17 protein-coding genes are annotated in these 21025 nt (G+C 70.2%); 6 read left to right on the forward strand and 11 right to left on the reverse strand.

Features of this window, described 5'->3' with window-relative positions; all coding sequences use genetic code 11:
- The first annotated feature begins 80 nt into the window (after positions 1–80).
- On the forward strand, positions 81–1448 hold the full coding sequence (locus tag K0H49_RS03195; protein WP_219209696.1) for an FAD-binding oxidoreductase: 1368 nt from the start codon (positions 81–83) through the stop codon (positions 1446–1448).
- Here K0H49_RS03195 and K0H49_RS03200 read toward each other — a convergent pair.
- Together K0H49_RS03200 and K0H49_RS03205 are read right to left on the reverse strand one after the other, a co-directional pair.
- On the reverse strand, positions 1426–3543 hold the full coding sequence (locus tag K0H49_RS03200; protein ID WP_219209697.1) for an acetate--CoA ligase family protein: 2118 nt from the start codon (positions 3541–3543) through the stop codon (positions 1426–1428). The genes K0H49_RS03195 and K0H49_RS03200 overlap by 23 nt on opposite strands.
- Positions 3544–3548: 5 nt before the next feature.
- Positions 3549–4346 carry an enoyl-CoA hydratase/isomerase family protein gene (locus K0H49_RS03205; protein ID WP_219209698.1) on the reverse strand — a complete coding sequence of 266 codons (798 nt, stop codon included), beginning with the start codon at positions 4344–4346 and terminating at the stop codon, positions 3549–3551.
- A gap of 107 nt (positions 4347–4453) precedes the next feature.
- On the opposite strand from K0H49_RS03205, the gene K0H49_RS03210 reads away from it, so the two are divergent.
- A complete protein-coding gene (locus K0H49_RS03210; protein WP_219209699.1) occupies positions 4454–5242 on the forward strand; it encodes an IclR family transcriptional regulator in 789 nt (262 codons plus the stop codon).
- Positions 5243–5251: 9 nt separating this feature from the next.
- On the opposite strand, the gene K0H49_RS03215 is transcribed toward K0H49_RS03210, so the two are convergent.
- The 3 genes from K0H49_RS03215 to K0H49_RS03225 are packed head-to-tail and all read right to left on the reverse strand — an operon-like array spanning position 5252 to position 8656.
- Positions 5252–6232: a Bug family tripartite tricarboxylate transporter substrate binding protein gene (locus K0H49_RS03215; RefSeq protein ID WP_219209700.1), complete on the reverse strand. Its 981-nt coding sequence runs from the start codon at positions 6230–6232 to the stop codon at positions 5252–5254.
- Between the two features lie 53 nt (positions 6233–6285).
- Positions 6286–7200: an NAD(P)-dependent oxidoreductase gene (locus K0H49_RS03220; RefSeq protein ID WP_219209701.1), complete on the reverse strand. Its 915-nt coding sequence runs from the start codon at positions 7198–7200 to the stop codon at positions 6286–6288.
- 1 nt (position 7201) lies between these two features.
- A complete protein-coding gene (locus tag K0H49_RS03225; protein ID WP_219209702.1) occupies positions 7202–8656 on the reverse strand; it encodes an aldehyde dehydrogenase in 1455 nt (484 codons plus the stop codon).
- Between the two features lie 283 nt (positions 8657–8939).
- Between K0H49_RS03225 and K0H49_RS03230 the strand changes: the two genes are divergently transcribed.
- Positions 8940–9785 carry an oxidoreductase gene (locus K0H49_RS03230; RefSeq protein WP_219209703.1) on the forward strand — a complete coding sequence of 282 codons (846 nt, stop codon included), beginning with the start codon at positions 8940–8942 and terminating at the stop codon, positions 9783–9785.
- 76 nt (positions 9786–9861) lie between these two features.
- On the forward strand, positions 9862–10812 hold the full coding sequence (locus K0H49_RS03235) for a LysR family transcriptional regulator (RefSeq protein ID WP_219209704.1): 951 nt from the start codon (positions 9862–9864) through the stop codon (positions 10810–10812).
- A gap of 24 nt (positions 10813–10836) precedes the next feature.
- Here K0H49_RS03235 and K0H49_RS03240 read toward each other — a convergent pair whose 3' ends face one another.
- A complete protein-coding gene (locus K0H49_RS03240; RefSeq protein WP_219209705.1) occupies positions 10837–12225 on the reverse strand; it encodes an L-serine ammonia-lyase in 1389 nt (462 codons plus the stop codon).
- Positions 12226–12345: 120 nt separating this feature from the next.
- On the opposite strand from K0H49_RS03240, the gene K0H49_RS03245 reads away from it, so the two are divergent.
- Positions 12346–13248 carry a LysR family transcriptional regulator gene (locus K0H49_RS03245; RefSeq protein WP_219209706.1) on the forward strand — a complete coding sequence of 301 codons (903 nt, stop codon included), beginning with the start codon at positions 12346–12348 and terminating at the stop codon, positions 13246–13248.
- 16 nt (positions 13249–13264) lie between these two features.
- On the opposite strand, the gene K0H49_RS03250 is transcribed toward K0H49_RS03245, so the two are convergent.
- From K0H49_RS03250 to hglS, 5 genes are all read right to left on the reverse strand, one after another.
- Positions 13265–13945 carry a Crp/Fnr family transcriptional regulator gene (locus tag K0H49_RS03250; RefSeq protein WP_219209707.1) on the reverse strand — a complete coding sequence of 227 codons (681 nt, stop codon included), beginning with the start codon at positions 13943–13945 and terminating at the stop codon, positions 13265–13267.
- 87 nt (positions 13946–14032) lie between these two features.
- On the reverse strand, positions 14033–16387 hold the full coding sequence (locus K0H49_RS03255; RefSeq protein ID WP_219209708.1) for a DUF6351 family protein: 2355 nt from the start codon (positions 16385–16387) through the stop codon (positions 14033–14035).
- A gap of 106 nt (positions 16388–16493) precedes the next feature.
- A complete protein-coding gene (locus K0H49_RS03260; RefSeq protein WP_374122300.1) occupies positions 16494–17087 on the reverse strand; it encodes an amino acid synthesis family protein in 594 nt (197 codons plus the stop codon).
- A gap of 348 nt (positions 17088–17435) precedes the next feature.
- Positions 17436–18644, reverse strand: coding sequence for an aminotransferase-like domain-containing protein (locus tag K0H49_RS03265; protein ID WP_219209709.1), 1209 nt, complete (start codon positions 18642–18644; stop codon positions 17436–17438).
- A 5-nt stretch (positions 18645–18649) separates the two neighbouring features.
- Positions 18650–20002, reverse strand: coding sequence for a 2-oxoadipate dioxygenase/decarboxylase HglS (gene hglS, locus K0H49_RS03270; RefSeq protein ID WP_219209710.1), 1353 nt, complete (start codon positions 20000–20002; stop codon positions 18650–18652).
- Between the two features lie 153 nt (positions 20003–20155).
- Between hglS and K0H49_RS03275 the strand changes: the two genes are divergently transcribed.
- Positions 20156–20821 (forward strand): HAD family hydrolase, encoded by a 666-nt coding sequence (locus K0H49_RS03275; protein ID WP_219209711.1) that lies wholly within the window; start codon positions 20156–20158, stop codon positions 20819–20821.
- The last annotated feature ends 204 nt before the right edge of the window (positions 20822–21025 follow it).

Raw genomic sequence — 21025 nt, forward strand, 5'->3', positions numbered from 1 at the left:
TCCGGGGGGGATGTATTGCGGCCTTCAAGCCGTCGGATTAAGTTAGTATACGTTCTAATTTCAGAGCATCAGGAGACAGCATGGAAGCGATTCTGAAAACCCTGCGCGAGGCCCTCGGCGAGACCGCCGTGCTCGTTGGCGAGGATGTGCGCGCACGCCCGGTTTCGCGCATCGTGCAGAGCGGCTGCGCGGCCGGCGCGCTGGTGCGGCCCGCTTCGACCGAGGAAGTGGCGCTGGTCATGCGGCTGTGCCATGCGGCCGGCCAGCCGGTGGTTCCCCGCGCCGGCATGACCGGTCTGGTCGGCGGCGCGCTGGCCGGGCCCGGCGAGATCGCACTGTCGCTCGAGCGCATGAACCGGATCGAGGAAGTCGATCCGGTCACGCAGACCCTGACCGTGCAGGCCGGCACCCCGTTGCAGGCGATCCAGGAGGCGGCCGAGGCGCAAGGCATGCTGTTCCCGCTCGACCTCGGCGCGCGCGGCTCCGCCACCATCGGCGGCAACATCGCCACCAATGCAGGGGGCAACAAGGTGCTGCGCTACGGCATGACACGCGACATGGTGCTGGGCCTGGAAGCGGTGCTGCCAAACGGCGAGATCGTCTCGTCGATGTTCAAGATCATCAAGAACAACACCGGCCTGGACATCAAGCAGCTGTTCATCGGCACCGAAGGCACGCTGGGCGTGGTCACGCGCGCGGTGCTGAAACTGCAGCCGCAGCCGCGAACCCGCCAGACCGTGTTGGGCGCCTTCCGCGATTTCGCGTCGGTCGCGACCATGCTCGAGCGCATGCGCGCGGCCTCGGGCGGCAGCCTGAGCTCGTACGAGATCATGTGGCGCGACTACTACCTGCTGCTGACCGCGCCCGGCCGCCGGCCGCCGCCACTGTCGCAGGACTATCCCTTCTATGCGCTGATCGAATGCGAAGGCGCCGACGAGGAGGCCGACAACGCGCGCTTCCATGCGGTGCTCGAGGACTGCATGGAGAGCGGGCTGATGGTCGACGCGGTGATCGCGCAGTCGGAGGCCGAGCGCATCGACCTCTGGCGCATCCGCGACGACGTGCACTACCTGCGCACGCTCGACCCGCTGTTCGTGTTCGACATCAGCCTGCCGATCACGGCGATGGCCGACTACGTGGACCACCTGCGCGCCGAGCTCCAGCGCCGGTGGCAGGCGGTCACGCTGATCTCCTACGGCCACCTGGGCGATGGCAACCTGCACATCGCGGTGTCGTGCGGCAGCGTCGCGGACAAGGCCGAGATCGAGCGGCTGGTGTACGAGCCGCTGCGCGCCTTCCGCGGCTCGGTGTCGGCCGAGCACGGCATCGGCGTGGACAAGAAGAAGTACCTGAACTTCACCCGCACCGAGCAGGAGATCGCGGTGATGCGCGCGGTCAAGGTGGCGATCGACCCGAAGAACATCCTCAATCCCGGGAAGATCTGCTGAGCACCACCACCCCATCGGCCGCACGCACGCCCTGCCCTTCGGCCAGCACGAACAGCGGATTGATCTCCGCCGCCTCGAGCCGGTCGCCCAGCCGGCTCGCCATGCGGGAGAAGGCCACGATGGCCTCGACCAGCGCCTTGACATCGGCCTTGGGCCGGCCGCGGTAGCCATCGAGCAAGGGCCAGGTCTTGAGCGAACGGACCATGGCGAGCGCGCTCTCGCGGCTCAGCGCACCACCTGCGGGCACCATGCGCAGCACGGTGTCGTCGATCAGCTCCGCCGTCACGCCGCCCATGCCCAGCAGCACGGCCGTGCCCAGCGCATCGCGGTGCAGGCCGAGGATCAGCTCGGTGCCGCCGCTGACCATTTCCTGCAGCAGGAAGCGCTCCGGCGCCGAACCCGTGTGCACGCGCACCTCGTCGCGCATGCGCATCAGCCGGGCACCGACCTGGTCCACCGCCACCGCCACCGCCACGCCGCCGACCTCGGTCTTGTGCGTGATGGTGCGCGACAGGATCTTGAGCACCACGCGTTCGCCGAGCGACGGCGCGGCCCGCTGCGCCGCCTCGCGGTCGGCCACCGGGATCTCGCGCACGCCGCGCACGCCGAAGCGGGCGAACAACGCCTTGGCCTCGGCCTCGTCGAGTGCGCCCGCGGGCAGCTCGCCCAGGTCGACCACTGCGCCAGGATCGCCCGCCGCCTCGACGCCTGCACCCGCCTGCAGCAGGGCCTGCAGTGCGGCGGTGCAGCTCTCGGGCGCCGCGAAGGCCGGTACGCCGCGCTGGTTGAGCAGCGCGGCCACCTCGGGCGCATGCGGGCTCACGTAGGCCAGCACCGGCTTGTCCGAGGCCGGCAGGCAGTCGTGGATCGCGTCGGCCATCAGGTCGGGCATCGCCAGCGCGGACGAGCCGACGATCACCACCACCGCGTCGTAGCCGGGGCTGGCCAGCAGCGTGCCGATCGCGCCGCGCAGCAGCGCGGGTTGCAGGCCGGCGAGCGTGACGTCGATCGGGTTGCGGTCCAGCACCGACGGGGCATCGCCCTGCAGCTCGCGCAGGCGCTGCGCCGTCGCGGCATCGGGCGGCGGCGCCTCGAAGCCGGCGACGCCCAGGCTGTCGGCCACCAGCGTGCCGGCGCCGCCGGTGGAGGTGAGGATCGCCACGCGGCGGCCGCGCAGGGAGCGGCCGGCGGCCAGCGCGACCGGCAGGTCCAGCAGGTCGGCAAAGGTCTGGGCGCGCAGCGCGCCGACCTCGCGGAACAGCGCGTCGTACATGCGGTCGGCGCCCGCGAGCGCGCCGGTGTGCGAGGCCGCCGCGCTGGCGCCCGACTCGGAGCGGCCGATCTTGAAGATCACCAGCGGCTTGCCGGCGCGCGCGGCCTTGAGCGCCGCGGCGCGGAACTTCGCGGTGTCGCGGATGCCTTCCATGTAGAGCGCGATCACGCGCGTCGCCTCGTCGTCGACCAGGTGGTCGACGAAGTCCGCCATGTCCAGGTCCACTTCGTTGCTGGTCGAGACCAGCTTGGAGAAGCCGATGCCGCGCGCGGCCCCGCGCGACAGCAGCGAGCCCAGGATGCCACCGCTTTGCGAGACCACCGCGATCGAGCCGCTGGCGAGCCGGTCGATCTCCAGCGCGCCGCTGGCCGACAGCATGATGCGGTCGCTGAGGTTGACCAGGCCGATGGTGTTCGGGCCCAGCAGCCGCATGGGGCCCGCGGCCTCCAGCAGCCGGGCCTGGCGCGCCTGGCCTTCGGGGCCGGCCTCGGCGTAGCCGCTGGCCAGGATGATCGCGGCGCCGGTGCCGCGCTGCGCGAGTTGGCGCACCACGCCCTGCGCGCGCTCGGCACCCAGCAGCACGATCGCGACATCGGGCACTTCGGGCAGCGCGCCCACGTCGGCATAGCAGTCGAGGCCGCCGATGGTGGCCGCCTTCGGGTTCACCGGATAGATGTGGCCGGTGAAACCGTGCTTCTGCAGATAGGCCACGGGCCGGCCCGAGGTCTTGGCCAGGTCCGCGGAGGCGCCGATGACGGCCACGCTGCGCGGGCGCAGCAGCCGGTCGATGGCGCTGGACGTGCCGGATGGAAGCGAGGTCATGGCGCTCACTTCCCTGCCTCCGACTTGTCGAGGAAGGCCTCGACCGCCGCGCGGTGCTCGCTGGAGCTGTAGCAGATGGCCTGCGCCTGGCTGCCCATGCCGAAGACCTGCTCGGCCTGCAGCTCGAGGCTCTGGTTGAGGATGGTCTTGCCCAGCGCCAGCGCGGTGCGCGATCCGGCGCTGAGTTCGCGCGCCCAGGCCACGGCCTCGCCGAGCAGCGTTTCCGGCGTGGCGACGCGATCGACGATGCCCAGCTGCACCGCCTCGGCCGTCCGCACGGTGCGGCCGGTGAAGATCAGTTCCTTGGCCTTGGCCAGCCCGATGCGGCGCGGCAGGAAGTACATGCCGCCGCCGTCCGGGATCAGGCCGCGCAGCACGTAGTTCCAGGCGAAGCTGGCGTGCGCCTCGCTGGCCATCACGAAATCGCAGGCCATCGCCAGGTCGGTGCCCAGGCCGGTCGATGCGCCATTGACCGCCGCGATGGTGGGCTTGGCCAGCGTGTGGAGCGCGGTCAGCGCATGGTGCGTGCGCTGCTGCCGCGCCCAGCCGTTGTAGGCCACGTCGCCCGCCGGCGCCTGCATGCGCTGCTGCATCGCGCGGATGTCGCCGCCGGCGCAGAAGGCCTTGCCGTTGCCGGTGAGGACCAGTGCGCGGATGCCCTCGTCGCGGTTGACGCGGTCGAGCACGGCCATCAGTTCGGCACGCATGTCGTCGTGGATCGCGTTGCGCACCTCGGGACGGTTCAGGGCGAGGATGGCGATGCCGTCGTCGACGCGCCATTCGATGTAGCTGGAGGGGTTCATGGTGGACCGATGCAGAAGGTGGAATCGAAGGCACGAGCATAGGGACGCACCGCTCGCAATACACTCCCACGATTCCACTGCTTGGAATTCAAGACAGGAGCTTCGGCATGACGCGCATGACATCCGCACTGGACGAAAAGCCGGGCATCTCGCCCGCCAACCGCTCGCTCGAACGCGGCGTCGAGATCCTGCGGGCCTTCCGCCCGGGCTCGGAACTGCTGGGCAATGCGGAGCTGGCGGAACGCACCGGCCTGTCGCGCTCGACCGTCAGCCGGCTGACGCAGACGCTGGTCGGCGCGGGCATGCTGCAGGCCGAGCCGGCGCAGCGCGGCTACCGGTTGGCGCCCGCGGTGCTGAGCCTGGCGCACGCCATGCGCACCGGCTCGTCGGTGCTGCACCTGGCCGCGCCGCTGATGCGCACGCTGGCCGAGAAGCAGAAGATCAACGTGGGGCTCGCGGCGCCCGACCGCGACGAGATGGTCTATCTGGAGTCGATCCGCTACAACCGGCGCGTGTCGCTGCGCTCGGTGGTCTCGGGCCAGCGCGTACCGATCGAGCTGACCTCGCTGGGCCGCGCCTACCTCGCGGCCGCGCCGCCGGCACGGCGCCAGGCGCTGATGCAGATCTTCAAGGCGCGGCGCACGGCGCAATGGAGCCGGCTCTCGGTGGAGATCCAGCGCGCCCTCGATGCGGTGGCCGCGCAGGGCTACTGCGTGGCGGCCTGGCAGCCCGAGGTCGTCGCGCTGGCCGCACCGCTGCGCACCGACGACGGCGCGATCTATGTGCTGAACCTCAGCGTGTCCACCACCGAGTCGATGTCGGCGGTCGCGCGCGAACTGGCCGGCCCGCTGCTGAAGCTCGCGGCCGACGTCACGCAGGCCCTGCGCCAGGGCTGAAGCGCCGCGCTATTCCGAGCCTTCGGCGCCCGCGGCCTTGACCGTGCGGCCCCAGGCCTGGTACTCCGAGGCGATGAAGCTGCGGTAGTCGGCCGGGCCCTTGTAGAGCGGGTCCGCGCCGACCGCGACCAGCGCCTCCTTGATGTCCGGCGCCTGCAGGGCGGTGGCCAGCGCCGCCGACAGGCGATCGACGGTGGCCTTGGGCACGCCGCTGGCCGCGGCTACGCCGAACCAGATCGACACGTCGTAGCCCGGCACGCCGGCCTCGGCGATCGAGGGCACGCCCGGGAAGGCCGGCGACTTGCGCGTGCTGGTCACGGCCAGCGCCCGGATCTTGCCGGCCTTGGCGTTGGGCGCGTGGGTCGAGGCGGTGTCGAACATCATGTCGACCCGGCCCGAGAGGAAGTCCACCAGCGCCGGTGCCGAGCCCTTGTAGGGGATGTGCAGCATGTCGGTGCCGGTCAGGCTGGTGAACAGCGCCCCCGACAGATGGCTCGACGAGCCGATGCCCGACGACGCATAGGTCAGCTTGCCGGGGTTGGCCTTGGCCAGCGCGATCAGCTCGGCCACCGAATGCGCCTTGACCGAGGGGTGCACCACCAGCACGTTCGAGGCCGAGGCCACGTTGCCGATCGGCTCGAAGTCCTTCAGCGGGTCGTACTTGAGGCGCTTGTAGATGTGCGGGTTGATCGCCATCGTGCCGGTGGTGGCGAAGAACAGCGTGTAGCCGTCGCGCGGCGCGGCCAGCACGGCCTCGGCCGCGATGCTGCCGCCCGCGCCGCCGCGGTTGTCGACGATCACCGGCTGCCCCAACTGGCGCGACAGCCGTTCGGCCGTGAGCCGGGCCATGGCATCGGTGGCGCCGCCGGCTGGGAACGGCACGATCAGCGTGATCGCCCTGTCGGGATAGGCCGCGAACGCGGGGGACGCGGCGGCCGCGGCGGCGAGCGCCAGCGCGCCCAGGAAGAAATGTCGCTTGGAAGAATTCATCTGTGTCTCCGGGGCCGGGACCGCCGGCCGTTGGGTGTGGATCGTTCTGTTGGCTAACCGGCGGCACGCGGTGCCGCGATGACTTCATAGAACGCCGGGTAGTAGCGCGATCCGAAGCCGGCCTCGACCGTGCGCTGCAGCGTGCGGGCGGTCTGCTGCGCCAGCGCCGCATCGAGCCCCGCCAGCGCCGCGAGCTCGAGCGCCAGGCTCACGTCCTTGAGCGCATAGCGGGTGGCGAAGCGGCCTTCCGGGTAGTGCCGCGGCAGCAGCGCCTGGCGGCCCTGCACGCGCGAGGCACGGCTGTCGGCGGAGCCCAGTTCGATGGCGTCGAGCAGCACTTCGCCCTCCACGCCCAGGCTCCGGGCCGTCGCCAGCGCCTCGGCCAGCGACTGCACCGCCTCGATCAGCACGGTGTTGTGCAGGATCTTCACCACCTGCCCGCTGCCGACGCCGCCGCAGTGCGTGATGTCGCTGCCCATGCAGCGCAACCACGGCATCAGGGCCGCCAGGTCTTCGGCCGCGCCGCCGACCATGATGCTGAGCGTGCCGTTCACCGCGGCCTCGGGCATGCGCGCCACCGGCGCATCGACGAAGCGGTGCCCGGCCTCGGCCAGGCGCTGCGCGACGGCGCGCGTGGTGGCCAGCGAGGTCGTGCCCATGTCCACCACGGTGCGCACACGCGTCGCGCCCTGCCAATGGGCGAGCAACTGGTCGATGACGGCCTCCAGCGCCTGCGCGCTGGCCAGGCAGAGGAACACCACGCCGGCGCGTTCCGCCAGGGCTTCGAGCGTCGGCGCGGCGATGGCGCCGCGTTGCGCCAGCGCGGCCATGGGCGCCGGCGCGAGGTCATGGCAGACCACGCTGCGGCCGCTCCTGGCCAGCAGGTTGGCGCACATCGGCTCGCCCATCACGCCGAGCCCGACGAAGCCGAGCACCGGCGCGTCCAAAAGGGAAGCTGCTGCGCTCATGTCAGAACCCCACCATCACGGTCTTGGCTTCCTGGTAGGTGCGGATGCCGAAGTAGCCCTTCTCGCGCCCGGTGCCGCTTTCCTTGAAGCCGCCGAAAGGCACCGACACGCTGAGCCGCTTGTAGGTGTTGATCCACACCGTGCCGGCCTCGATCGCCCGCGCCACGCGCCAGGCCTTGGGGAAGTCGCGCGTCCACACGCCGCAGGCCAGGCCGAAGGCGGTGTCGTTGGCCTGCGCGACCAGGTCGGCCTCGTCGTCGAAGGGCATCACGCACAGCACCGGGCCGAACACTTCCTGCTGGCAGATGCGCGCGCTGTTCGCGACGCCGCCGATGATGGTGGGCAGGAAGTAGGCGCCGTCGGCCAGGCGCGGGTCCTGCGGGCGCGTGCCGCCGCACAGGACCCGTCCGCCGTCCTCGCGTGCCATCGCGACCATCGCCTCGACCTTGTCGCGGTGGACGAAAGACGACAGCGGCGCGACCTGCGAGGCCGGGTCCTCGGGCGGGCCGACGCGCAGCGCCTGCGCCGCGGCGACCAGGCGCTCGACGAAGCCATCGAAGAGGCTGCGCTGCACGAACAGGCGCGTGCCGGCGATGCAGGACTGGCCGGTCGACGAGAACACGCCGTTCAGCACGCCCTCGAGCGCCTTGTCGACGTCGGCATCGGCGAACACGATGTGCGGCGACTTGCCGCCGAGCTCGAGCGCCACGGCCGCCATCCGGCCCGCGGCCTCGCGCGCGATCGCCTTGCCGGTGGCGGTGCCGCCGGTGAAGGAGATCAGCCGCACGTCGGGGTGGCCGACCAGCGCCGCGCCGGTCTCGCCGCCCAAACCGGTGACCACGTTGAGCAGACCGGGCGGCAGGCCCGCCTCCAGCGCGAGTTCGGCCACGCGCAAGGCGACCGAGGGCGTGAACTCCGAGGGCTTGAGCACCACCGCGTTGCCGGCCGCCAGGGCCGCCGCGACCTTCTGGGATTCGAGCGTGAGCGGCGAATTCCAGGGCGTGATCGCGGCCACCACGCCGAAGGGCTCGTAGAGCACCATCGCCAGATGTTCGCCACGCGAGGGTGCGACTTCGGACGGCATGGTCTCGCAGATCGAGGCGAAATAGCGGTAGGCACCCGCGCCATTGCTCGCCTGCTCCACGCATTCGGCGCGCAGCTTGCCGTTCTCGCGCATCTGCAGTTCGGCCAGCTCGGTCGCGTTGGCCTCGATGCGTTCGGCGATGCGGCGCAGGATCGCCGCGCGCTGGTGCGGCAGCATGTTGCGCCAGGCCGGTTGTGCCTGCGCCGCTTTCGCGGCCTGCACCGCACGGTCGACGTCGGCCCGGCTCGCGCCACCGATCATCCCGTTGGAACGGCCGGTGGCCGGGTTGATGGATTCGAAGGCCTGGCCCTCGCCCACGGTCCAGGTCGAACCGATCAGGAAGGGCCGCACCGGCCCGTTGTCTCCGCGCATGGAATCTCTCCTTTGAAGGTGTGGAATCGGGGTTCGGTCGCATCCGATGTCGGCCCGATGCTAAGGACTTCACCGTGCATCCGGCAGCCATCGATTCCAAGGAGTGGAATCGTTTCGAAGCCGATCCGGCACTGCGGCGACCGAGGCACAGCAGAACACGGGGGGTTGCCCGGCACTTGTTAGCGCGGCTGCAAACCCTTGTGCCCGCCATGCGCTTCCCCGGGGCGCGCGACCGGCCTAAGCTCGCCTCTCCGGTTCCCTGCCCCCCGCCAAAGGCCCCTCCATGAACGCCCCCCTCTCCAAGCTCTTCTTCATCACCGGCGTCTCGTCCGGCTTCGGCCGCGCCTTCGCCGAGGCCGCGCTCGGCGCCGGCCACCGCGTCGTCGGCACCGTGCGCAACGACGCGGCGCGCACGCCCTTCGAGGCCCTGGGCCCGGGCCGCGCGTTCGCCCGGATCCTCGACGTGACCGATGCCGCCGCGGTCGGCACGGTGGTCGCCGAGGTCGAGCGCGACATCGGCGCGATCGACGTGCTGATCAACAACGCGGGCTACGGCCACGAGGGCCTGATCGAGGAGTCGACGCTCGACCAGCTGCGCGACCAGTTCGAGGTCAACGTGTTCGGCGCCGTGGCCATGATCCAGGCCGTGCTGCCCGGCATGCGCCAGCGCCGCGCGGGCCACATCCTCAACGTGACCTCGATGGGCGGCATCATCACGATGCCCGGCCTCGGCATCTACCACGGCAGCAAGTTCGCGCTCGAAGGCATCTCCGAGGCGCTGGGCAAGGAGGTCAAGGACTTCGGCATCCACGTGACGGCGGTGGAACCGGGCGGCTTCCGCACCGACTGGGCCGGGCGTTCGATGGTCCGGGTCGAGCGCTCGATCCCCGACTACGACGCGGTCTTCGAGCCGGTCCGCGCGACTCGCCAGGCGCGCAGCGGCAAGCAGGCGGGCGACCCGGCCAAGGCCGCGCAGGCAATCCTCCAGCTGGTCGCCGCCGAGCACCCTCCCGCCCACCTGCTGCTGGGCACCGACGCGCTGCGCATGGTGCGCGAGAAGCTCGCCAGCCTGAACGCCGAGATCGACGCCTGGGAATCGGTCTCGGCCTCGACCGACTTCACGTCCTGAGCGGGGCGGCCGGCGCCGCCTGCCGCTGTGCCGTTGCAGCGGCCCTTAAACTGGCCTGCGCCCCACAGGAGCCGCCATGCGCCAGGAAGACCTCGACGGATTGATCGCCTTTGTCACGGCGGCGGAAGAGCAAGGCTTTTCCGCCGCCGCCGTGCGCCTGGGCGTCACGCCCTCGGCGGTCAGCCAGGCGATCCGCAACCTCGAGCAGCGCCTGGGGCTGACGCTGTTCAACCGCACCACCCGCAGCGTGCGCCTGACCGAGATCGGCGCGCGCTACCTCGAGCGCGTGCGGCCGGCGATCGCGGACCTGACGGCCGCCTCGGTCGAGCTGGGCCAGGAAGCCGAGCACCCCAGCGGCCTGCTGCGCCTGAACGTGCCGCGCGCGGCCTACACCATCGTGCTGCAGCCGATCCTGCGGCGCTTCCTCGAACGCTATCCGCAGGTGCGCATCGAGATCCGCATCGAGAGCCAGCTGGTGGACGTGATCGGCCAGGGCTTCGACGCCGGCATCCGCTTCGGCGACCTGGTGGAGAAGGACATGATCGCGCTGAAGATCGGCCCGCCCATCGTGGCCCATGTGATCGCCTCGCCCGAGTACCTCGCGCGGCGCGGCACGCCGGCGCATCCGCAGGACCTGCTCGACCACGACTGCATCTGCTTTCGCCACGTGACGACCGGGCAGATCGAACGCTGGCTGTTCGAGCAGGACGGCGAGGCGATCGCGCTCGCCGTGAGCGGGCGCCTGACCCTCAACGATTCGTCGGCCCTGGTGCAGGCCGCGCTCGACGGCAACGGCATCGCCTACATGATCAACGGCTACATCGAGCCGCTGATCGCGCAGGGCCGGCTGGTCCGGCTGCTGGCCGACTGGAGCCCGCCGCTGGCCGGACTCGCGCTCTATTACCCGGACCGCCGCCGCGTGCCCGCCAAGCTGCGTGCGCTGATCGACTTCCTGCGCACCGAGCTGGCGCAGGCCGAGGTTCAGCCGCCGCCGGAGACGCTGCGGGCCCTGCCTGTGCCCGGATGACGCCGGCGGCATCGGCAACGAAGCTCAGCACTCCACGATGTTCACCGCCAGCCCGCCGCGCGAGGTTTCCTTGTACTTGGTCATCATGTCGGCGCCGGTCTCGCGCATGGTCTTGATCACCTGGTCGAGGCTCACGTGGTGCACGCCGTCGCCGTGCAGCGCCATGCGCGCCGCATTGATGGCCTTGACCGAGGCCACGGCGTTGCGCTCGATGCAGGGGATCTGCACCAGCCCGCCCACCGGGTCGCAGGTCAGGCCCAGGTGGTGCTCCATGCCGATCTCGGCGGCGTTCTCCACCTGCTCGGGGCTGCCACCCAGCACAGCGCACAAGCCGGCCGCGGCCATCGAACAGGCCACGCCGACCTCGCCCTGGCACCCCACCTCGGCGCCGGAGATCGAGGCGTTCTCCTTGTAGAGCAGGCCGATGGCCGCGGCGGTCAGCAGGAAGTCGACGACGCCGCGCTCGCTGGCACCGGGCACGAAGCGCATGTAGTAGTGCAGCACCGCGGGCACGATGCCGGCCGCGCCGTTGGTGGGCGCGGTCACCACGCGTCCGCCCGCGGCGTTCTCCTCGTTCACCGCCAATGCGAAGACGTTGACCCAGTCGATGACCGTGAGCGGGTCCACCATCGCCGCGCGGATGTCGCCGAGCCGCCGCGTCAACGCTGCGGCCCGGCGCCGGACGCGGAAGGGCCCAGGCAGCACGCCGTCGGTGCGGCAGCCGCGTTCGACGCAGGCCTGCATCACCTGCCAGATCCGCAGCAGGCCGGCCTCGGTCTCGGCGTCGGTGCGCCAATGGCGCTCGTTGCGCCGCATCACGTCGCCGATGCTGCAGCCGTGCTGCGCGGTCAGCCGGAGCAGGTCGGCACCACTGTGAAAAGGCATCTCGAGGATCTCCGTGTCCGGCGCGATCACCTTCTGCCGCGAGCCGTCGCCGGCCACCGTCTCGCTCACGACGAAGCCGCCGCCCACCGAGTAGTAGGTCTTCTCCAGCAGGCATTGCCCGTCGCCGTCGAAGGCCGTGAAGCGCATGCCGTTGGGATGGAAGGGCAGCGCCTTCAGGCCATAGAGCAGCAGGTCGGTCGTCTCGTCGAGCGCGATCGCATGGACGCCACCCAGGCGCAGTGACCCGCAGGTACGGATGTCGGCCAGCAAGGCGGGCACCGCATCCACGTCGATGGTGTCGGGCTCGTGGCCGGCCAGGCCCAGCAGCACGGCCACGTCGGTGCCGTGGCCCTTGCCGGTAGCGCCCAGCGAGCCGAACATCTCCGACACCACGCGGCGCGCAGCGCCCAGCAGGTGCGCGTCTTCCAGCGCCTTGGTGAACAGTCGCGCGGCCCGCATCGGTCCCACGGTGTGCGAGCTCGAAGGCCCGATGCCGATCTTGAAGAGGTCGAAGACGCTGACGGCCAAGGAGGGATCCTTTCTGGGGAGGTGTTGAAACGACGCGATCCTAGGGCGGCTTTCAGATCAGCACCATTGATCATTTCTTTGGATATATTCAATAAATTCTTAACGATTGACAGGCACGCCATGGACCTCGCACGACTCAAGGCGCTTCGGGAGCTCTCGACCCGCCACACCATGACGGCGGTGGCCGATGTGCTGTGCCTGACGCCGTCCGCGGTCTCGCAGCAGCTGGCCCAGCTCGAGGCCGAGGTCGGCGTGCCGCTGACCGAGCGGCGTGGCCGGGGCGTGAAGCTCACGCACGCGGGCGAGGTGCTGGTGGGCCATGTCGAACGCGTGCTCACCGTGCTGGACGAGGCGAAGTCCGAGCTGGCGCAGATCCGCCAGGAGATCGCGGGCACCTTGCGCGTGGCGGCCTTCGCCACGGCCGCGGCCGCACTGCTGCCGCCCGTGATCCAGGCGCTGCGCGCGGCCTACCCGCGGCTGCAGATCACGCTGGTCGAGATGGAGCCCGCCGAAGGGCTTGCCGCGTTGGGTTCGTGGAGCACCGACATCGCGATCGTCGACGACCTCGGCGGTCGCCTGGCCCGCGGCGGCCAGACGGTGAAGCACGTGCCGCTGATCGACGACGAGCTGCACGTCATCCTGGCCACCGGGCACCGGCTGGCGCGCAAGAAGACGCTGGGGCTGGCCGAACTCAGGGACGAGGAATGGGCGCTCGATTCGGCGAGCAGCGTGTACGGCGAGTTCGTGCTGGGCCTGTGCCGCCGCGCGGGCTACACGCCGCGCGTGAGCGCCGAGTGCCTGGGCTCCGAGATCATCGCGGCCATGGTGAGTTCGGGCTGCGCCATCTCCATCATTCCGGGCCTGCGCCTGGGCCAGATGCGCGGCAGCTTCGCCGCGGTGCCCTTGCGACCCCGCATCCACCGCCACATCTCGGTGGCGTTCCGCCAGGGCGAGCGCACCCACCCGGCGATCCGCGTGTTCGTCGAGCAGCTGCTGCGCACGGCGAAGTCCTTGCCGCCCTGAACGGGGCCGCAGCGCGTCAGGGGTAGCGGGCCAGCGCCTGCCGGTCGGTCACGGTGATGTAGCCGTAGCCGCGCTGGATCAGCCCCGCCGATGCCAGCTCGGTCAGCGCGGTGTTCACGCGCTGGCGCGACACGCCGACCAGCAGGCCCAGCTCTTCCTGGTTGATGCGCAGGGTGGCGTCGGTGTTGGGATAGAGCACGGGATGGAACAGGCTGGAGATGCCGCGGGCCACGCGCGCCGTGGGTTCGAGCAGCCGGTCGAACTTCACCATCGCGATGAACTGGCCGAGGCGCTCGTTCAAGTGCGACAGCATGAAGTGATTGAAGGGGATGCTGCGCTCGAGCAGCCAGGAGAAGGTGCCGCGCGGCAGGTGCACCGTGACCGTCGGGCGCGTGGCCATGATCTCGTACTTGCGGTGCTCGGGCTTGAGCAGCGAGCCCTCCCCGATCCAGCCGCCGGCCGCCACGCCGGTGAACATCACCAGCCGGCCGTCGGCGGTGGTGTCCTGCACGCGCAGGAAGCCTTCGAGCACGCCGATCCAGCTGTCGGCGATCTCGTCGCGCTGGCACACCGAAGCGTGCGTCTCGTGGTGCTTGACGTAGAGCGAGTCGAAGGCCTTGCTGCACTCCGCGTGGGTCAGCGCGCGCGGCCAGATGCAGCGTTCGAAGAAAGGACGGAGTTCCCGGGGAGGCGGCATGGGACAACGTGTTCGACGTGGGGTGGGCGGCGGACCGCGATCGGCTGAATGTAGAGCACCGGCGCTTGCGCGCCGATGCTCACCTTCTCAGAACGATGTCGAGGTCGGCACCGCGGGCAACGGCTGCCCGCCCGGCCCGGCGCGGAAGCTCGTGGGTGCCCAGGCGGTCTGGCCCACGCCCGGCTTGTTCCAGTCGCACACGCCGTCGGTGAACACCGCGCGCAGTCGCGTCTGCTGCCCGGACGTGAAGGGGGCGCCGCCGTAATCGGCGGAGGCGAAGTCCAGCGGCTTGAGCTGGCACTTGAAGACGTCCTCCGACAGCGGGCCGCCCGACACGATGCGCGGCGATTCGTAGGGCTTGACTGCGCAGGCCGCACTGCCGAAGCCCACGTCCACCAGTTCGGCATCGGTCGTCCCGGCCGTCGCGATGCAGAAGTCCACCGCATCGCGGGGCTTGTTGCGCAGCACCTTGGCCGGCCTGGCGTCTGCCGACTTGTCCTGCTCGATGGCCGCGAGCCAGCGGTCCATGGCGCGGAAAGCCTTGCGGCCCAGGGCCGTCCCGTCGCCGTAGTAGGACGCACTGCCGAACATCACGTGGTTGCCGTGGCCACCATTGGCCGCATCGAGCCGCGCACGCTGCGAGTACGAGCGCCAGGCCATGTGGATGTCGGGTCCCATCTCCGGGCGCAGGTCGATGATCGGCACCTGCGCGAGGTTCTGGCCGACGCTCACCAGGCCGCTTTTGTAGAAGGGAACCATCGCCGTCGGCGACACCCGGGCCCGCGGCGCGGGGATCGTCGGCGCGAGGGCCGAGCCGCCCGACCAGACCATGTCGAGGTCGTAGCTGCCCACACCTTCGTTGAGCGCGACGAATTCCTCGGGCGTGATCGCGCCGGCCTGCAGCGCCTTCAAGCCGTACTGGACGCCCGCGTTGTCGTAGGGCAGGTTGGGCTTCACGGTGCGGTCGGTGTCGGTGACGGTGCCGATCACCGGCGTCAGCACGTCGTGGATCGAGCAGCGCACGCCGGTCGGCCGCAGGCGGGGGTCGTAGACGATGCCCGCGGGGAAGCCGCTGCCGCAGTTGTCGGGCAGCTTCGGATCCTGCGGATTGATGAAGCTCAGGGACCAGATGAAGCAATGGACGGGGCTCGGGTGGCCGTTCACCGCGGCGCGCGCCGTGTCGCTCAAGGCCGAGCCCGCGGGCGTGGTGTAGTAGTGGGTGAGCATGCCGCACTCGCGCGTCTCCATCCAGGTGCTCACCGCATCGGGATAGCTGACGCCGGTCTGCAGGCCGTCGAGCAGGCCGGGCATCACCGAGGCCGGCACGGTCTGCATCATCGAGCCGCCCGAGCCGCCGTCGCTCATGGTGTAGCGCACCTCGCCGTAGGTGTCGATCAGGTGCTCCTTCACCATCATGATGTTCTCGGTCGCGAGCACTTCGTTGTTGTTGTCCTGGTGGTTGGTGAGCTGCGAGTTCACCGTCGCGAAGCCCGCGCGCAATGCGTTGTCGTCGAAGATCGCATTGCCCGGCTGCTGCTGGAAGCGGTTGCCCGAGGCCGAGGCGCCCATCTTCCAGAGCAGCTTGCCGTTCCAGCCCTTCTGCGGCGCCCAGGGTGTCCAGGGCTGCGCCGGATCGAACCAGGTCGCGATCTGGTACATGCCGCGGCCCATGGTGCCGAGTTCCACGCGCAGCAGCGCCTTGACGGTGTCGCCGCGGTCGTTGGTGAAGTCGGCGATGTCGGCGTCCTTGGGCCGCGCGTTGGCGGCATAGGGCAGCAGGCAGGCATTGGGGTCGCCGACCGTGAAGGTGCAGGCCGAGCCTTCCTTGGCCTTGGGCTGGTAGTAGTAGCTGTATTGGGTCGGTGCATTGCAGTCCGCATCGACAGCGTCGGCGTCCAGCCCGCTCAAGCGCGTGGTGGCGGTGCCCGAGAGGTTGGTGCCCGCCGGCGAGACCGTGGCGGGGCTGCCCGTGCGCGTGGCGCACACCCAGGGCTGGATCGGCGCACCGGCGAAGATGTTGCCGCCGCGCGAGAAGTTGGTGATCGTCAGGCGCGCACCAGCGGCCTTGCCCTTGACCGTGGCGGTCAGCAGGTTCTCGCCGCTGCGCAGGCCGGTCAGCAGACCCATCACGCGGCCGTTGTCGCGCGCGGCGAAGGCGCCGGTCACGTCCGAGCCGTTGAGGTCGAGCCGCACATCGGCCGCCGCCAAGCCCGTGGGCAGCACGACCTCCACCAGCGCGTCGCCGTCGCTGATCATGTCGGCGCGGTTCGACAAGGTCTTGAGCACCAGCGGCCCGCTCGCGACCGGCGGCGTGCCGCCACCACCACCCGTGGTCGGAGGCGGCGCGGTATCGCCGCCTCCGCTGCCGCCGCAACCGACCAACAGTCCCGCGGCGACGGCCGCGGCCGTCGCATGGAAGATGAATCTCGACTGAACTCGCATGGCTTGTCTCCGTTTTTTTGTGAAAGCCAGCGAATGCTAGGACTGCACCTCCGATGAGTTTGTGGCGGTGACGACAATTGGCAGGACGCCTTCGTCGGGACTAACCCTAGCGCTGTCCATCCCCTACTGAAATCTCCTCCGCCCTCAATCCGCCCACGCGTGCATGGATGCGCCCGCCATCCGACATCACCAGCGCGAACAGGATCTCGTCGGGCCGCGGCGCGTCCTGGATGCCGATCTCGGCCGAGGAAAAATGGCTGCGCACATAGGCCGCATGCACGTGGTGCAGCGGGACCATCAGGCGATAGCCCGTGCCCGCCACGGCCTTGACCGAAGGCACGATGGCCTGGGGCGCGCCCAGCGCTTCGCGCATCGCCCAGCCGCCCGCTTCGTGCCAGACCGCGCCGTGCTCCATCTCGCCGTTGACGCCCACGATCGCGGCCTTGCCGTAGGCCTCGACCCGGTCCTTGCCCAGCGTGGCGGCCAGTTCCTGCGCCAGACTGGCGCCCAATGGCTTGAGCGCCTCCATGAACGCGAGCAGTTCGGGCTCGAAGCGGCCTGCATAGGGATTGCGCACCACTGCACAGGCCGCCGCGACCCGGACCGGACGGCCCGCGGGCGGCCCGCCTTCATGGAAGATGGTTTCGATCTGAAGGCTGCGCTTGCGCAGTTGGATGGTGGGCAGGAGGGTCGAAGACATGGCATCGAGCCTAGGCCGGCGACACCCGTGCGAACAGCATCAGTGGCCGCGCCAAAAACCGACGCAGAACCAACCGCCGGGCGTCTTCATTCCAGTTTTCTCGAATTAACCCAACGACATTCAACTTTTGTGTATAATTCGGGTTGCCCAAGGTTGCATTGGGCTTGCCCTGCAGGCAGCGCCGAATCTCACGGCGGTACGTCGATACAGAACGCTCACGACGAGAAAAACTACAGAGTGTTCCTGCATGTGAATGTGCCGTAACGTGGGTCGCGTAAGAGCCCACGACCAATCTCCCGCAAAAAAGCCGCCCCTCGAGGCGGCTTTTTCGTGGGCGCTGCAGAAGGCTCAGCGGCCGGCGCGGTCGAAGGCCTGGGCCAGGCGCGCGACGCCTTCGGAGATCTGCGGCACGTCCGGCGCGGCATAGGTCAGGCGCATGCAGTGCGGATCGGCCTCGGCCGCGAAGAAGGCCCGGCCCGGCACGAACAGCACACCCGCCTCGACCGCGGCCTCGAACAGGCGCTGGGGATCGATCGACGGCGCGGTGCGCAACCACACGAACATGCCGCCCGCCGGCTCGACGAAGGTCACGCGCGAACCGAGCCGCTCGCGCAGCGCGCCGACCATGTGCCGCATGCGCCGTCCGTACTCGGCACGCATGGCGGCGATGGCCGCATCGGCGCTGCCGCCGGCCAGGTACTCGGCGGCGATGGCCTGCGCCAGCGACGAGGTGCAAAGGTCGGCGGTCTGCTTGGCGATCGCGCAGCGGCGCAGCACCTCGGGCGGCGCGACCATCCAGCCGATGCGCAGGGCCGGCGCCACGGTCTTCGACAGGCTCGACAGGTACAGCACCGGGTTGCGCGCGGGCGCCAGCGCACGCGCGGTCTCGAACAGCGTGGCCGGCGTGCCGGCGCCGAAGTCGAGCGCGCCGTAGGGGTCGTCTTCCACGATCAGGAAGCCGTGGCGGATGGCCAGCTGCACCAGCGCCTCGCGCCGCGCGGCCGGCAGCAGCGTGCCGCCGGGGTTCGAGAAGTTGGGCACGGTGTAGAGCAGCTTCGGGCGGCGCGCCGGCGGCGTGTCGGCCAGCAAGGCTTCGAGTGCATCGACCTGCAGGCCCTGTTCGTCGGCGGGCACCTGCACGATGCGCGCCTGCGCGAGCTTCAGCGCCTGCAGCGTGGCCGGGTAGGTGGGCGACTCGACGTACACCGCATCGCCGGGCTCGATCAGCACGCGCACGAGCAGGTCGAAGGCCTGCTGCGAGCCCGTGGTCACGATCAGTTCCTCGCTGGCGCAATGGACGCCGCGCGCCGCGCTCAGCTGCTGCAGCGCTTCGCGCAACGCCGGCAGACCCTCGGTCGCGCTGTACTGCAACGATGCGCCGGGCCGGGCCAACGCGCGCAGGCTGGCGTCCTGCAAGCCGGCCTGGTCGAACAGGCCGGCCGACGGGTAGCCGCCGGCCAGCGAGATCATCCCGGGCCGGCTCAGGTACGGAAAGAGCTCGCGGATCGGAGAGCCGGCCGGATCGGCGAAGGGCACGGCAAAGGGAATGGGGCGCATGGGCGTCACGCGACCAGCGCCGCGCGCACGTTGGCGATGGAGCGCTGCTCGGCTTCTTCGTAGAGCGCGATCTCGTCGTGCACCGCGCAGCCCAGCGCGCGCTCGAACTCGGCCCGGCTGCCGGGTGCGTCGTAGGTCGGGCCGCTGGCATCGCCGAGGTTCGAGCGGAAGATGCCGGCCGCGCTCACGGGCAGGAAGTCCTCGTAGGTGATCGGCTCGGCCTGCACGATGCCGCGCGCCATCAGTTCATCGATCGACTGCGACGCCGCATCCGCATCGCCCGCGGCCACGGCCCGGTAGCGGAAGAAGGCCAGGCCCGTGCGCCGCATCGCATCGAGATCGTCGGGAAAGGCCTCGAAGGCGCGCACCAGCCGCTCGGCGTAGGGCGCGGCGACATCGCCGTCGCGCGCCTCGTTGAGCAGCCGGTTGTAGAGCGCGCGGCCGGCGCGGGTGAGCGCGGCGCCGCGCTGCTCGATCTCGCCGAAGCGCGCGGTGTGGGCGCCGCTGGCGCCCTCGGCACCCGCGAAGGCGATCGGTTCCTCCAGCGCCTTGAAGCTGGTCTGGCGCAGCAGGATCGGATGGCGCCGCGTCGGCGGCCCCTCGATCAGCGCCTTGGCACCGATGCCGCGGCGCGGCATCTCGGCCTGCGCCGCATCGATGTCGAGCGTGCGCGGCGTCAGGTGGTTGATGTGCGGACCGCGGAAGCACACGACGTCGGCCACCAGGCGGTGCGAGGCGAGCAGGTGCTCGTAGGTCGCGGCGTCCACCGTCGCGTCGCCGTGCCAGCGGAAGGTGTCGAGCAACGCCGGCACGAAGGCCGCGGCCTGCTCGGCATCCAGGCCGCCCTGGGCCTCGGCCCGCTGCAGCAGTTCCAGCGCCCGCGGCGTGAAGATGCGCCGGCGCCCGAGGATGGCCGCGGCCGCTTCACGCAAGGCCGGGTCCTCGATCAGCGGCAGGCGCAGCAGCGAGGTGAAGACACGAAAGGGATTGGCCGCGAGCGCGGCGTCGGACACGGGCCGGAAGGCCGTCGAATGCACCGGCACGCCGGCTTCGGCCAGGTCGTAGTAGCCCACGGGCGCCATGCCCATCACGGCGAACATGCGGGCGATCAGCGCCAGCTCTTCTTCGGTGCCCACGCGGATCGCGCCGTGGCGCTCCTGGTCGAGGCGCGCGATCTGGTCGCCGGCCGCCAGCGCCTCGCGCAGTGCCGGATCGGCCGCCAGCGCCTTGGCATTGATGTCGGCCACCAGCTCCATGAGCACGCCGTACTGCGGCACCTCGAGACGGTACATCGCCGACAGCGCGGCGGAGAAATCGGAGCGGATCGCGTCCGGGGAGAGCAGGGTTCGGGCTTGCATCGAAGGGGCTTGGTTCGGGGGGCCGTCCGGGCGCCGGCCATTCCGTGCGCTCATGATCGGATGGGATGGCTGGGCCAGGGAGAAGAAGGCATCGTAGGTAGCTACACGCAGACGCGCAAACGACAATATGGAAGGACTTCATCTGATTTCAGAATGACCTTCGCGCCCTCCCCTACCCCGCTCCACACGCCTGTGCACGCGCCGCAGCGCATCGTCGCCGCCTTCGATTTCGACGGCACCATCACCACCACCGACAGCCTGCGCGACTTCGTGCGCCAGACCGTGGGCGATGCGCGCTTTGCCCTCGCGGTGCTTCGCGCATTGCCGTGGCTTGCCGGCCTGAAGCTGGGCCTGTGCGACCGGGCCCAGGCGAAGGCGCGCTTCCTGGGCGCCGCGATGGGCGAGGTCTCGAGGGATGAACTGCAACGCGCTGCCCGACGCTACGCCGGTGCCGAGCTGCGCGCGCTGGTCCGCCCCGAAATGGTCGAACGGATCCGGGCCCATCAGCGCCTGGGCCACACGCTGGTACTCGTCAGTGCATCGCCTGCGCTCTATCTCGCGCACTGGGCCGCGGACATGGGTTTCGACGCCGTGCTCGCCACCGAGCTGGCATTTCCGGACGGCCGCTTCAGAGGCCAGCTGGCATCGCCCAACTGCTGGGGGCCGGAGAAGGTGCGGCGCCTGCAGCAATGGCTAGGAGACGATCGGCCCGCACGGCTGTTCGCGTACGGCGACAGCCGGGGCGACCAGGAGATGCTCGCGCTCGCCGACCACCGGTGGCTGCGCGGAGACGGCCCGATGCCGCCCCTGGAAGCCTGATGGCGTCCGGGGGGATGTGCGCAGGCGCACCAAGACAAAGCCCTAACCTGAACGACTCGTTCATGCAAGACAAACAGGCCTCTTCTAGAATTCGCCTGTGAAAATTTCAAACTTTCGTCGCCATCCCGCAACGCTTTTCTGCAGTGCTGGCCGGAAAGACGAATCCACCGACCTCGGCATCCCTCGGAAGCCTAACGCCACACG

The organism is Variovorax boronicumulans, assembly GCF_019352895.1.
Taxonomy (GTDB): Bacteria; Pseudomonadota; Gammaproteobacteria; order Burkholderiales; family Burkholderiaceae_C; genus Variovorax; species Variovorax boronicumulans_A.